At 37.6% G+C, this 14,887-nt stretch carries 11 protein-coding genes; 7 read left to right on the forward strand and 4 right to left on the reverse strand.

The window, feature by feature from the left end; genetic code table 11:
* Window positions 1–58 precede the first annotated feature (58 nt).
* A complete protein-coding gene (locus tag Q1A47_RS04855) occupies window positions 59–817 on the forward strand; it encodes a YqcI/YcgG family protein (protein ID WP_166529978.1) in 759 nt (252 codons plus the stop codon).
* A gap of 64 nt (window positions 818–881) precedes the next feature.
* Here Q1A47_RS04855 and Q1A47_RS04860 read toward each other — a convergent pair whose 3' ends face one another.
* A complete protein-coding gene (locus Q1A47_RS04860; RefSeq protein WP_166529977.1) occupies window positions 882–1,874 on the reverse strand; it encodes a LacI family DNA-binding transcriptional regulator in 993 nt (330 codons plus the stop codon).
* 95 nt (window positions 1,875–1,969) lie between these two features.
* Here Q1A47_RS04860 and Q1A47_RS04865 point away from each other — a divergent pair, with 95 nt between their 5' ends.
* From Q1A47_RS04865 to Q1A47_RS04880, 4 genes are all read left to right on the forward strand, one after another.
* A complete protein-coding gene (locus Q1A47_RS04865) occupies window positions 1,970–3,283 on the forward strand; it encodes a DegT/DnrJ/EryC1/StrS family aminotransferase (protein WP_166529976.1) in 1,314 nt (437 codons plus the stop codon).
* A complete protein-coding gene (locus tag Q1A47_RS04870) occupies window positions 3,270–4,118 on the forward strand; it encodes an HAD-IIB family hydrolase (RefSeq protein ID WP_166529975.1) in 849 nt (282 codons plus the stop codon). The genes Q1A47_RS04865 and Q1A47_RS04870 overlap by 14 nt, the downstream gene beginning before the upstream one ends.
* A 233-nt stretch (window positions 4,119–4,351) precedes the next feature.
* A complete protein-coding gene (locus Q1A47_RS04875; protein ID WP_166529974.1) occupies window positions 4,352–5,404 on the forward strand; it encodes a Gfo/Idh/MocA family protein in 1,053 nt (350 codons plus the stop codon).
* Window positions 5,405–5,676: 272 nt separating this feature from the next.
* Window positions 5,677–6,837, forward strand: a complete 1,161-nt coding sequence (locus Q1A47_RS04880; RefSeq protein WP_166529996.1) for an MFS transporter — start codon at window positions 5,677–5,679, stop codon at window positions 6,835–6,837.
* A gap of 354 nt (window positions 6,838–7,191) precedes the next feature.
* Here Q1A47_RS04880 and Q1A47_RS04885 read toward each other — a convergent pair whose 3' ends face one another.
* Window positions 7,192–8,487, reverse strand: coding sequence for an amino acid permease (locus Q1A47_RS04885; RefSeq protein ID WP_026682357.1), 1,296 nt, complete (start codon window positions 8,485–8,487; stop codon window positions 7,192–7,194).
* 26 nt (window positions 8,488–8,513) lie between these two features.
* Window positions 8,514–9,461 (reverse strand): arginine deiminase family protein, encoded by a 948-nt coding sequence (locus tag Q1A47_RS04890; protein ID WP_026682358.1) that lies wholly within the window; start codon window positions 9,459–9,461, stop codon window positions 8,514–8,516.
* Window positions 9,462–9,637: 176 nt separating this feature from the next.
* Here Q1A47_RS04890 and Q1A47_RS04895 point away from each other — a divergent pair, with 176 nt between their 5' ends.
* Window positions 9,638–10,258 carry a spore coat protein gene (locus Q1A47_RS04895; protein WP_121605814.1) on the forward strand — a complete coding sequence of 207 codons (621 nt, stop codon included), beginning with the start codon at window positions 9,638–9,640 and terminating at the stop codon, window positions 10,256–10,258.
* 404 nt (window positions 10,259–10,662) lie between these two features.
* Window positions 10,663–10,863 carry a cold-shock protein gene (locus tag Q1A47_RS04900; protein ID WP_026682360.1) on the forward strand — a complete coding sequence of 67 codons (201 nt, stop codon included), beginning with the start codon at window positions 10,663–10,665 and terminating at the stop codon, window positions 10,861–10,863.
* A 529-nt stretch (window positions 10,864–11,392) separates the two neighbouring features.
* Here Q1A47_RS04900 and Q1A47_RS04905 read toward each other — a convergent pair.
* Window positions 11,393–14,560 (reverse strand): DEAD/DEAH box helicase, encoded by a 3,168-nt coding sequence (locus Q1A47_RS04905; protein WP_026682361.1) that lies wholly within the window; start codon window positions 14,558–14,560, stop codon window positions 11,393–11,395.
* Window positions 14,561–14,887 lie beyond the last annotated feature (327 nt).

The following is a 14,887-nucleotide window of genomic DNA, read 5'->3' on the forward strand; positions in this document are numbered from 1 at the left end:
TAGGCATGCACCCAATTTCTCCTTCGATAATACAGTATGGTAGAAGGAGGAAAAACAAATGGGATTACTTTATGATAAGCAGCAGCTAGATGAACAGCTGGAAATACTTCCGAAATGGCAACAGGAAGCCTTTCAATCCTTCTCTTCCATGATTGCTGATACAAACACCTATCCATGTGTCCCTGCACGTCAAGGGTTTCTAGCTAATCATTTACGATTTCTTTTTGCAGGTGATCCAAACAAAGAAAGTACTGTAAAGCAGCTTGCTGATGCTTTAAGAGAGTATAGCGATTGTTCACGAAATGCAGGAAACTATACATCGTTAGCCGTATTTTTTCAAACCTCTAAGGAAATTAGAAATCGTTACGCGGAAGCGGATTATCGAGAGCTGTTCTGGTCCATTTTAAACCATGTAACAGCATTTGATGAAGCAGCATGGCCCAAGGATATTCCGACAGATCCCGCTCATCATAAATGGGAATTTTGCTTTCATGGCGAGCCGTACTTTGCCTTTTGTGCTACACCAGCTCACCATCAAAGGAAAAGCCGCCACTTCCCCTTTTTCCTCATGGCTTTTCAGCCAAGATGGGTATTTGCAGAAATGAACGAGTCCACTGCTTTTGGACGTAAAATGAAAAGCATTATCCGCAAGCGACTCACAGACTATGACGGCATTCCTGGGCATCCTGATCTCAAATGGTATGGCCAAGAGGATAACCATGAATGGAAGCAGTACTTTCTAAATGATGATGACACGAGCCCGAACAATTGTCCATTTCAACGTATGAAAAGCAAGCTTACAACGTTTTTTAAATAAAGTGAACCTTCCATCCGTGGGGGGTTTTATTTTTCCCACGGATGGTTAGATGAACCTAGAATGATTATGTTGATTCTCTTATGATTAGTTTAGTGGGAAGCTTCATAACTTCACGCTTCAGTTCAACACCCTCTTCAATATGTTTTAGTAATTCTAAAACAACCTGTTGACCTAGTTCTATTATTGGTATTTCGATAGTTGTAATTGTTGGAGTTGTAACCTCACAAATCAGCTGATTATCATAGCCAATAACAGCTAAGTCATCAGGGACTTTGTATCCGGATAAAATTGCTTTTTTAATAACACCTGCAGCAACCTGATCATTCCCTGTATACAAAGCTGTAGGTTTTTCTTTTACATTTATCAGCTCTTCAAAAATTCGTAAGCCATCTTCAATATTAAATGCCTTACCAAAAAACCATTCATCTACATACGGAAGATCATAATCGGATAAAGCTTTTAAATAGCCTGCTTTTCTTTCTTTTTGCGCTTGACTATAAGACAGATCATAGCAAAACCCAATTTTTCTATGTCCCTTTTTGATTAAATATTTAACTGCTTTATAGGAGGCATCAAATTCATCATACCCTATAATTGGGATTGGAGCTGAATCGTGATACTCATTACACAATAAAATTGGACCCTCTTTTAAATAAGGTTCAATAAGTCCCCATTTATTTTCTAAAGAACACAAAATTACCCCATCAATCTCTTTCTTTTTTAGTAAATCCAAGACTTTTAATTCTATTTTTTTGTTATAAAAAGTTTGAAAGATAAGAACTTTATAATTTTTCTCTAATGCATTAAAGGAGACAGCACCTTTGATTAATTGGGCAAAGAAGGGATGATCTATTCTCGGAATAGATATTGCAATAATATAGTTCTTTTTGGCCCGAAAATTACGAGCAAGACCGCTTGGCGTATAATCAAGCTGATTTATTACATGTAATATCTGTTCACGCTTTTCCTTGGAAACATAAGGCTGATTATTCAGTACTCGTGATACCGTGGTTCTAGATACATTACACAATCTAGCTATTTCATTTATTGTAGCCATTATTTCCCTCCTTAAAAAAAGTTGTTGACATGATATCGATTCCATATATTAGGATAAATACGACTTAATCATATTATATAGGGAGGGAGCAGTTGTTGAAAACTATTGTCCAAGTTACTGGTAAAAGCGACACAAATTTGTGGTTATTAAAGAATCTAAGTAGTAAATTACAAGGAGATTATTTTGAGATTCAAGATAGCATCGTAAATCAGAAGTTACATGCAACATTTTGTAGTGAAAAAGATTTTGATTTGGAAAAGGATATTTTGAATCATAAATCAGAACCACTAGATAAGGTTCCATTCATGCCTGTAAATCGTCTGATATCTGAAGATGAGGTAAATGATATTCTAGAAACTTTATCAAACGTATTACCGACTGGACAATATACAAGTGGTCCATATTTAACAGAATTTGAAGACGTCTTATCATCTTACTTACAAAAAAAGTATGTGATAGCAACAAGTAGTGGTACAGATGCGTTAATGATTAGCTTATTAGCATCCGGTCTAAAGCAAGGAGACGAAGTTATAATGCCAGCTAATAGCTTCGCCGCCACCGAGAATGCCGTGCTTGCAACTGGAGGTGTACCAGTATATGTAGATATACATCCGCACACTTATTGCATCGATAGCAATAGAATTGAATCAGCTATTACGGGTAAAACGAAGTTTATCTTGCCAGTACATATTTATGGCAAACATGCAGATATGCTTTCTATTAGAAATATAGCTGATCAGTTTAACTTAAAGGTCGTTGAAGATGCATGTCAAGCAATAGGTATAGCTAATCTAGGTGAAAAGGCAGACATTACCACATTAAGTTTTAATCCCTATAAAAACATTGGAGTATGTGGAAAAGGTGGAGCAATTGCCACAGACAATAAAGAACTTGCTGAGAAATGTATCCAATATAGCTATCATGGATTTGCAGCAGGTAAAAAAAATGTGAAAGCAATAGATTACGGTTTAAATTCAAAAATGGATAATTTACAAGCAGCTATCGGATTACAGAGAATCAAGTATTTATCATTAAATAATTTTAAGCGACTTTTGTTGGCAAATAGATATATTACTAAATTGAGTACCTTACAGAATGAGGGACTAATAGAAATTCCTGAATTAAATGGAGATAACGTTTGGCACTTGTTTCCGATCAAAATTAAAAACGATCGTAGGGATCACGTTATGAAAGCAATGAAAGAGAAATTCAATGTTGAAACTGACTTATTCTATCCAGTATTGGCACACAAACAAGATACGGATTTAGTTAAAGTAAATTATCAGGAAGTGCATTTACCTAAGACAGAATTAGCACATAGGGAGATAGTGCATTTACCACTATATCCTGACTTAGCCGTAGAAGAGCAAAACTTGGTATTGGAAGGTTTATACCATGTTATCAAGTAGTAAAGGGGGATTTAGACTATTACCGACTGTTGATTCTCCTAAATACATTGTTTTCAGTGATTTTGATGAGACGTATTTCCCTCATGAAATGACTAATGAAAGACAAAAGGCATTGTATGAACTTGAAGATTACTTAGAGGAGAAAAGCCAGCAAGGATTACTATTAATTGGATGGGTTACAGGAAGCAGCTTGGAATCTGTATTGCATAAAATGGAAAAAGGGAAATTCAGGTCATTTCCTCATTTTATCGCTAGTGATCTAGGAACAGAAATCACCTATTTTCTTGACCATAATTTTCTTCTACAGGATCTGGATTGGCAGTCAACCATCGACCAAACAAACTTTAACAAAAAAAATATTGATGAGATCATATCTCTATTAAACAAGGAAGACATTGAATTAAGTCCACAAACCCAATTAGGAAGTTCTCGTTATAAAAAAAATTTTTACTATCGATCTTCCATGGATACAAAGATGGATAAGAGGAATTTATCAAAGATTAAAGAGGTTGTTAAGAAATTTGGTCTTAACGTAAATATCAACCGTTGCAACCCGCTTGCTGGGGATCCGGAAGACAGTTACGATATAGATTTCATCCCAACAGGTACTGGGAAGGATGAAATTGTGAGGTTTATGTTAGAAAAATATAAAGTACATCCAGAATATGCTATTGCATTTGGTGATAGTGGAAACGACTTAAAAATGCTAAAAGCGGTAAAACATGGTTACTTAGTAGAAAATGCAGTTAAAGAGGCTAAGGATAATCACACGCATATATCTACTGGTCCATATTCTCAAGGTATCATGAATGCTTTAAAATCAATTATTCAATAAGGTAGTGTAAAAAGTTTTATGAAAACAACATGACAGACGCAAACGGCAGCGTCTTGACGTTAATCGATTTCTATTTTTGGAAATGATTTACGAACGGGTTCATTACATGAAGGTACTATTAGTTACATCCTTTTATTGGATTGCGGGTCACCTCATGAATAACCTCGTTTATTAGCGGGACGTTTTTATAAAGAAACTTTTGACAGCACGTTAAATAATTAGGAGGAATAATGATGAAAAGAATCGGGATAGTTGGGGCTGGAGGTATAGCTAAAGCACATGCAATAGCATTATCTACTATTAAAAATGTTGAACTAGTTGGTGTACATGACATCAATAATCATCATTCTGAACAACTTGTAAGAAGCTTCGGTGGAAAATCATATCCTGATTACACTGAGCTGATGCAAGATGTAGATGGTATTATCGTTACATCTCCGAACTTTTGTCATAAGGAACATACATTACAGGCATTGTATGAAAATAAGCATGTATTATGCGAAAAGCCCATGGCAATATCTATTGAAGAAGCGAACCTAATGAGAAAAACGGCAGAACAAAACAGCGCCTTAGCTGTTATGGGTTTTAACTACCGCTATTTAGAAATAGTTAATATCCTTAGAAGCCTAATTATCAGTAACGAACTCGGGCACGTACTAGCAATAAAAATTCATTTTAAAAAGAACAGTGCATTAAGGAGAAAAAAGTATACTTGGAGGGACGACGCTAATAGTAAAAAAACAAGTGGAACGCTAGGAGATCTGGGAATTCACCTTATTGATTTAATTTGGTACTTATTTAAAAGTAACTTCAAAGAAGAAACCGTAAATGTCAAAATAGAAACAAATGTTAAAACAAAAGAAGATAAACATGTACACGTAGATGATTATGCTGAAGTCTTCGGACAGCTGGAAAACCAAGTTTTTGTTAACTTAATTACTTCGAAAATATCTGATATAGAAGAATGCGGTTTTGGTATAGAGGTTATTGGTCATAAAAAGGAATTTAAATACCATACCAAAAATCCTCTTGTATATGAATTAAAAGCTGGTATAGACAAGGAAGAATATTCCGTACCGCCTACTTTACTATACAACCCTCCAACTGAGTTTTATGGGTGGGCTGATTCATTTAGAAATGAGTTAATTGCATGGATTAACAAAGCAAACCAGAAACCTTTAGTCGATATACCAACTTTTGCAGATGGATATCGTTCTCAAGAAATATTAGAGATGTTCTTCCAGAAGGAAAAAACAAACAAATATCAGGAGCTTGTAACGAGTTAAAGAACAAAAGCACAAGCGAAACGTAGGACTGAAGCGAATCAACGAAGGTAAAGGAATCACAGTGAGCTTGCGAGCCGATGTTGATTTAGATTAGGGGTTTCGTGAAGTCCTAACGTTTCTGGGCGCTGGAACTGGACACAGCTCAATACGCGCCTATGTATTCACACAGGCAAATTTTATAATTTCCTAAACCAATAAAAAAACAGGGATTTAAAAGTCCCTGTTTTTTCAATAGGAGTGATACCGTGAGAGGGATATTCATCTTTGGATGTATGTTTTACTTCGTTGTTGGTGTAATTCATATAAGTATAGGAAGCCTCACACCTTACTTATTAGATCATTTCAACATTGCAGCAAATGACCTATCTGTTATTATATTTTTTCAGTTTTTCGGTTTTGTAAATGGGGTAATACTATCTCCAATGATCGTAAAAAGATATAACCATCTTCAGATCATTACGTTTGGTTTAATCGTTTTAATCCTTGTATTAAGCGGATTCTTTATCATAAAGGATTGGTACTATATTGGTATCATGATGTTTTTATTAGGGTATGGTGCTGGAACTCTAGAAACGACAATAGGCTCTTTAATCATAGCAACTTACAAAGATAATGTAGAAAAAATGAGTAAATTAGAAGTATTTTTCGGGTTAGGTGCATTTACTTTCCCTATTTTGGTACACATTTTTATAGACATAGAAAACTGGTTCTTACCTTTCTACGTTCTTTTTGCCCTACTACTAGTAATGCTAGTCGGATGGTCTATGTTATTGTCAAAAAATCAATTTGAAATAAACGACATGAAACATCAATTTCATATAGCACCGGATAATAATAAAGTTATTCAACACTTTATTCATCATCCGAGAAAATTTAAATTTTTATTTTTAATTGCATGTTTTGCTTTTTTATATGCAGGAATTGAAACGAACCTGGCGAATTTTTTACCCGTAATCATGATAAATCTAGGCTTTGAGAATTATAGCTTAATTAGTGTATCTGTTTTCTGGAGTGGGATTGTATTAGGGAGATTAGTTATCGGGAATTTGAGTAAAAAGATTACTTATTCAAACTATCTAATTGTAAGCTGTTTGTTATTGATCGTTTTCTTGAATCTTTTTCCTTATATTGCATACCCGTTACTACAGTTAGTAAATATTTTCCTAATCGCATTCAGTATTGCGGGGATATTCCCTATCGTTTTGACTTTGAGCTCTATTATCATTGGTAAATATGTTGATGAGGTTACGAGTATATTTATAGCCGCTGCTAGTTTTGGTGGAGCGATAATATCTCTTTTGATTGGCTGGAGTATAGAAAATGGCCATACGTTGCTTATCTTTACGATTATGGCTGCTATTTTGATATGGATATCAACAAAGATAAAATATGAAGATACAGTGAAAGTCAATTCAACGCAAAAGCTCTCTTAATGTATTATTTGTCTGATGATATTAATACGAGCAGCCACGATAATTTATATCTTTTGCTTTATTTCATATTCTGTTACAGATTCTACCAGAAATTTCGCGAAAGAGATTGAAAATCTGTTAGGGACACATAACTCCTTAAGCTCCATTCTAAAGACGAACAATCAACTACGCTATCTCCGGAAACGTAGAGACGTGCAGAAGGAAAGGCAGTGGTGAAATCCTAAAGCCCGCACCATGAGAAGGCTCACCAGCCGACCGATGAAAGCAGAGTATAGTTTCCGGAGACACTTTCATATGTGAACCATTCTTGCTAGTTGATCGTTTTTTTGATGCAAACACTTTAGTCCTCATGGTTCAATATTGCCTTCGTTTATGAATGATACTAGCAGCAATGGCAATGAGTAACAGAAAAATCAAGCTCACGATAAACCCTACCCTACTTGCCTTCTCCATCACGGTGCCCAAAACTGTGACAGTAATGAGTAGCATACCTATTGTTGTTTTGATCCAATCCATCACTGATGGCTGCATTAGCTTCGTATACGTCGCTAAAATAAATACCCAATTATAAATCAGCATTAAGCCAGCAGCAGTCGTCACATATTCAAAGATTTTCTCTGGCAATAAAATTGCAATAATCGTTGAAATAAAAAGACCTGCTGCGGTAAATAAAAAAGCTGGTATCGGAATTTTCCACTTCCCCTTTTTAGCGATCCGTGCTGGTGCATCGTGATCCTCTGCAAGGGATGTTAAAATCGTTACTACTGCATAAAGAGCTGCTACCATTGTTGAAAAACCAGCAATGATTAAGATCCCATTTAATATGTCTGTTACGTAAGGGACATGAAAAGTGGAAAGCGCTGTTATAAACGGGCTTTCATCTGGGTTTATTTCATGCCAGGAAACTAGCGACAAAGCAAGTGCAAGCGACATTACATAAATAAATGTAAGTCCTATTATCATAATTCTGCCTGCTTTCGGCGCAGACTTTGGCTCTTTTAAATCAACAACTAATAGACCCATAACCTCTATTCCTCCAAAAGCGTAAAACGCATAAAGCATAGCATTCCACATTCCCAAGGTACCCTCGGAAAAGAAATTACCATCTTTTTCAAGAAGCGTTGCTTCACCGATCAATCCCCGGATAATAAGCGTAATGGCGACAATAATAAACATGAGAATAGCTGCTGTCTTCACAACGCCAAATACGTTCTCAAACTTCTCAAAGCCTTTCATACCAGTTAAAATAACAAGCAACCCTAGTACCGAATAAATCGCAGCCAGCAACCATAAGGGTATGCTAGGAAACCAGAATTGCGTAAAGATGCCTAATGCAATGAGCTGACTGCCCATAATCAACATTTCAGATATGCAATACACCCAGCCATTACTGAATCCGGCCCATCTCCCAAAGGCTCGTCTGGCATAAACGCGAAACGAACCCTTATCTGGATGCTCCACAGACATCTTTGCTAATGCATCATACACGATGTACGTTCCTATTGCCGCCAAAATAAATGGAATTAAAACAGCTGGGCCGCTTTTTTGGATCGCAATACTGGAGCCAAGAAAAAAGCCCGTTCCTATGGTGCAGCCTACGCCAAGCAGAGACAGCTGCCACCACTTCATATTCCCCCTACTTCTACGCATCAACAGCGTCACCCCCCATAAGATTATTACATTGAGCTTTTCCGTTGAAGGGGGAGCGTCATGCAACGTATGCCTCCACCAGCCTTTTCTAACTCAGTAACTTCAATTTCGATGATGTTCTTCCTTTGTAATTTCGGATGACTTCTTAACCTTTGTTTATGTGCTTGCTTACTAATAAGAATGGTTTCTGGATTAAGATTAAGAAAATTAATATCAGGAATCGTATTATATTCTTCAAGCCAGTAAACCTCAAAACCATGACGATTTAGGAATTGCTCTGGCATCTCATATCTTGATGCTCGCTCTGTCCAAACATGAATAGGAAAATGGCGAACGAAGCTTTTGGACACGACCACATCCTTACTAGCTACATTGCAATTCATATCTAAATGTAGTGTATCTGTACGTCTTGGTAAGCTAATAATTCCTATTTCAGAAAAACCCGCAGCAAATATACTCTGCTTTATCTGCTCCACACTTTCTATACTTGTCCGCATGCCAACATTAATCCAAACGGCATCTCGATTAAGCAAAAGCACATCCCCATACTCTAGTGCTTTTATGTAGTTATTTTCATGCATTCTAAAGGAATTTGGAAACCATTTGTCCATTAATACATGTGCTTGTACATATTCTGGACGTCTCATCGACGTACCTGCTTCTCCAGGTAGAATGGTATTCCCAAATACACAGGCTAAATCTCTCACAAAAAAACGATTGATGAGTTGGTCACTTAGCTGTTGATCCTCTTTAGTTAAATACGCTGAATAATCAATAACCTGAACGCCGGCATTTTGTAAAGCTGCTTTCAATTCAAGAAAATTTTCATGTGCTTTTTTATAATTAACAGGCGCACTCCACTGTACTTCCTCAGCTGTCTTTATATCTGGAATACTTACCATTGATGGTGCACATACTAGCACCGTTTCCAACACATCATGCTCCGACCAACAATTAGGCTCAAATGCTAACATGGCATATCCTACCTTCTATTATGTATTCATCTTATCGTTTCCAACTCGAAAAAAATTTATGTGGAGGATATACCGAAAAGAAAAAATGACATTTATACATGAAAATTCCTAAATCGGAGAATCTAAGCATGGACAAAATTAACATAGGAGGTATTAGGATGGAAAATATGAATAATATGAATCAACAAGGAAATCAACAGCAGCCCAGCAACATGCCACAAAATCAGCCGATGCAAAACCATGGAGGACATGAATTATTTGATGCGCATGAGGTAATTGCTGGCATCATTAGCATGCTCGATCAATATCAAATGTACGATCAGCACATTCAAGATCCGGAGTTAAAGGAAATCCTACAACGCCAATCGACATTTGTTACACAAGCATACAATACAATTGTACAAGCGTTCCAGACAGGACAAGATCCACAAGTCCCGACACAACAATACGAAATGGAGCAGAACAACAATACCGTCTATGGCATCAAGCCAGGGCAGCCTAAAAAACCAAACGCCTCAATTAATGAGCTTTCTGATCAAGGGCTTTCCGCTTACATGCTAGGACAAACAAAATCCCTAACTTCTCTACTAGCGATGACTGCGGTGGAAATGACCAACCCGGTCTTACGCCGTGTAATCGCCGATACCGTTCCGAACTTTATTGAGCTAAGTTATGAAATATTCCTTTATCAAAACAAGCATGGGTACTACCAAGTACCTCAGCTAAGCCAACAGGATATGAACCAAATGCTAAACAGCTACACAACCGTTCCTCAACAAGGAACTAACTTGCAATAAGAATAGGTGGAACAAAGGCAAAACATTAGCAAAAACGAACTCTTTATTGCCCAACACCACAACGAGCTACTTCTTTAAAAGAGGAGTAGCTTTTTCTATTGCAATATATCATCATCAAACTAACCTGTTGCCTGTGAGCTTAAATGATAGCACATGAATATCGGTTCGGTTGATCGTAATTTCATCTCTTTCTTCAATGAATCCTCAAAACCCTTATCCCATTACTAATTTTTAATACGGCAAATCAGTTCCTCTATTGCTTTTTTAATAATCAAATGATATAATAAGATTTAATTATTTTTGTTCGGTGTAAAGGATAGCATGAGTAATCACTTTTCGTCTTGAGATTCGCTTTGGGCAAGGATAGTAATATAATGTGCGAGAACGCACTAGGAGGCAACATAATGGAACAAGGTATTGTTAAATGGTTTAACGCAGAAAAAGGGTTTGGTTTTATCGAGCGCGAAGGTAATGACGATGTATTCGTACACTTCTCTGCAATCCAAAGTGAAGGGTTTAAATCTTTAGACGAAGGTCAAAAAGTTACTTTTGATGTTGAGCAAGGTGCTCGCGGACCGCAAGCTGCTAGCGTTCAAAAAGCTTAGGTGGAACAAAGAGGCTGAGACAAACGAATAAAGAAACAATTAAAACGAACGATAATTAGTTGAAATTAATTATCGTTCGTTTTTTGATTAGAATCATTCATTTAGCACTTGAAATAAGCGAGACTTCGGCGGGAACAGCACGAGTCCGAAGCTCCACGTGGTAACGTGTTTTTCTTTACCAAGTTAGCTGAGTCCGTGCCCGCTGAAAGCGCGTATAGTTTCACGGTGAGCGATGATACTCCTATGGACAACATGATTATTCGTATTTTAAACAAAGAAGTTGTGTTTTGTCCCAGTCTTTTTTTGTAGTCTAGGAATTTATAAAATTTTCCCGTGCGGATACATAGACGCGTGTTGAGCCACGTCCAGCGCCAGCACCCACAAACTAGTCTACTTCACGAATCGCCCTCTAAGTCATCATCGGTTCCAAGCTCACCTTGATTCCTTTTATCACCGCACTCCAGTCATTACATTTCTAATCGGGCGCTTGCGCTTTTGTTCTCGACTAAGTTCCTATATAGTTGATTTCCTAGAACATCAGTATCTCACGAATATCTTCCTCAGTAATGGATGAGGCTAATTTATTCTGGGGATCAATCATTTCTTCAATCAGATGCTTTTTCTTCGCTTGTAGTTCATTCATTTTTTCCTCAATGGTACCCTTTGAAACTAGCTTAATCACTTGCACGACATTCTCTTGTCCCATGCGATGAGCGCGGTCAGCAGCTTGCTGTTCTACTGCTGGATTCCACCACATATCATATAATATCACTGTATCAGCACCTGTTAAATTAAGACCCGTTCCCCCTGCTTTCATAGAGATAAGAAAGAAATCACGTTCTCCCATATTAAACCGACGACATCGGTCCACTCGTTCTTTTGACGGCGTCTCTCCATCTAGATAAAAATAAGGAATCCCTTGATGTACTAAATCTTTCCCTATCAGATCTAGCATTTTCGTAAACTGAGAAAAGATCAATACCCTTCTACCGGCAAGACTTGACTCTTTGATCAGCTGTTTAAGCTGCTCTAATTTTGCTGAGGAACCTTTATAGCCTTCAACAAATAATCCTGGATGGCAGCAAATCTGACGGAGCCTTGTTAATCCGGCAAGTATTTTGATACGATTTTTCCGTAATGTATCTCTATCTAAGTGCTTTAAGGTATCCTGCCGCAGCTTCGCTAAGTAAGCTGCATAAAGCCTTTTTTGATCAGGCAACAACTCTATAGATTCTATCGCCTCCATTTTTTCCGGCAGCTCTGCTAACACATCTTTTTTTATTCTACGAAGTAAAAATGGGCGCATTCGTCGGATAATCTGTTTCCTCGTTAGATTGTGAAAGTCCTTCAATCCCTGAAAAAGCACAGGAAAGACGACGTGAAAAATGGACCATAATTCCTCTAGGTTATTTTCCATTGGTGTTCCCGTTAGAGCAAAACGATAATCGGCCTGAAGTTTCTTTACCGCCCTAGCTGTCTGCGTCACTGGATTCTTAAACGCTTGTGCTTCATCAAAAAATATAGTGTGAAAGAGCTGCTTCTCAAACCAATGTATATCTCTGCGTAAAAGCGGATACGAGGTAATCACAACATCCATTTCCATAATCCGTTTACGTTTTTCCACGCGCGTCTTTTGATTGCCATCGATAATAGCTGCTTGGATCTCCGGGGTGAACGTATTCAATTCATGAAGCCAATTATAGGTTAACGAAGATGGACAAATGACTAATACGGGAAGACCACGTTTTCGAATTGTGTTAAGCTCTGACTGTATAAACGTCATACTTTGCATCGTTTTCCCTAGCCCCATATCATCTGCCAAAACCCCACCAAATCCATAGCTGGACAGTGTTTTCATCCAACGAAATCCATACTTTTGATATTCACGTAACACCGACTGTAAACGTGCTGGGATCGGATATTGATTTAGATCAGGATTCTCTATCCTCTTCAAAAACTGCCGGAACGATTCCTCTAAGGTAAAGACTGTATCGGAAGCAGCATCCAATAGTTCAAATCCTTTGGTTACTGGTACATGTAGTCCTGCTTCTAGATCATCATCCTGGTTTGGAACTGCCTGTAAAAATCGCTGTATTTCTTCAAATTCACTTGTTTCTAACGTGAGTAGCGAACCATCTCGTAACCGATAATACTTTCTTTTTTCTTCAAGCGTCGCTAACAAATCGCGAATATCTTGTTCCGGAAAACCTTCAATTTCAAACTTAAATTCCAGCCAATTCATCCTATCCTTATGTGCCTTCACTTTAATTCTTGGCGGAACAGGGCTCTTTATAACCCGAGCTCGAACCGCTGACGTCGCATAGACGTTGACCAGCTTCTGTAGCTTCGGGAGTTTATGATATAAAAATTCATATTCGAGTGCTTCATTATGCAGGTAGTATCCTTCTTCTGTAACAGCAAATTGACTGTCCTTCATCCATTGGAGGATAGCCTCCTCCTTTTCCCTATCCCTAATAATTATCGTACCCGTTGGAATAGGACGATTCTCTAACGGATTAATCACGATATTTTCATAATGAAACTCGATACTTGCCAATAGTCTATTTTTTACACGATCCAAATACAGCTTGCCACGAAGTGGTGTTTGGGTTAGAACAGATGATAATTTAGCAGACAAATGTAAGGAACCTAATTTTCGTAGTCTAGGAACGACGTTTTCCATAAATACTGCAACCTGTTCAGTAGTGATCAATATATGCTTTGCTTTTGTTGCATGTAGCATTTGCTTAAGCTCTCCCAAATACGTCATATCCTCCCGATCCAAAGGCATGAAACTGCGATCAAACAGAACCATTTGATATATAGTTAGGATTTCTACACGATTAAGCCCGTCTATTTCTAGCAGAAAACCATCGCCAGTATTCGTTTCTTTCACAGAAAATTGGATTGGCAGGGCCTCCCTTTCTATACGCAGACCTACGAATGCTTTTCCATTCATATGAAGTGTTACATCTGATAATCCGGTAAGTAATGGCAGCAATTGTTGCCAAGCAGTCGTAGGAATCGGTAAGAGATCCTCCCTTTGCATGTGTGCGGTACTTACATAGACATTCTCATCCGTCATCACCTGAATCAACTGCTGCAGCACTGCATCTTTATCAATGGTAAAACAATGAAGCTCTGGATCATAAGAAGGTAGAAAATAGGGATTTCCTTCTCCCACAGCCGACAGAAAATCGCGAACATGTTGTATTCGCTCCGCACCTAACTGTATGCCAATACCAATCATGCTCTGCCCTTTGCTATTTGAGATTATTTCACAATTAAAGCCAAGAGAAAGCACCTGTCTATCTTCAAAATGCCGTTGTCTACCACTAGGCCTAGCAGTACGCTGATCAAACATATTGATAAATCCTTCTGCTAGCTGTTGGTTCGAAAGATTCGCCTGCTTCTCCTGCTGTCGATCAGCTATCGCCAGCAAGACAGCGGCAATATGCTGACAATTCTTTGAAAATGAGGCTAACGACGGACAGCTACAGCTTGTATGTACTTCATTTTTATCTGTTCTTTCGATGGATACCTGAAAGTCTTCGTTACCAGTAACTGTTGCCTCACAGTAATTGTCCGTATAGGTGTTTAAGGTCACTTTATTTGCTCGAAAAAAAGAGACTCCTTTTTTCAAGGAGGATGTTCCGCACATTTCTTCTATTTTTTTATGAGTTAGTTTGATATCCACTAGTATCGCCTGCTTCTCTCTAACGTCCATTTATTACTAAGTAAGATTGTATCATATGCAAAGGTTGTTACCTAACGTTCTAATAGTGATAACAGATGAGATATTAACTTACAGCATATTGGTAAAAAAAGGAGTCAGTTGTGAAAGCTACAGGTTGACGGATTGTTCAAGCCGATGACTAAAATTTGACTACATAAAAAAGAGGGTACTCAATATGAAGGAGAATATGGAGAACCAATATTGCATAAGCAAATTTTAGATATAAATTTAAAGGGATAATACTTTAGTGCCATATGTTTTCTGAGTAAAGAAAGTAATATACAATAA

It is taken from the genome of uncultured Virgibacillus sp. (genome assembly GCF_947495635.1).
In the GTDB taxonomy this organism is placed as follows: Bacteria; Bacillota; Bacilli; order Bacillales; family Amphibacillaceae; genus Virgibacillus; species Virgibacillus salarius.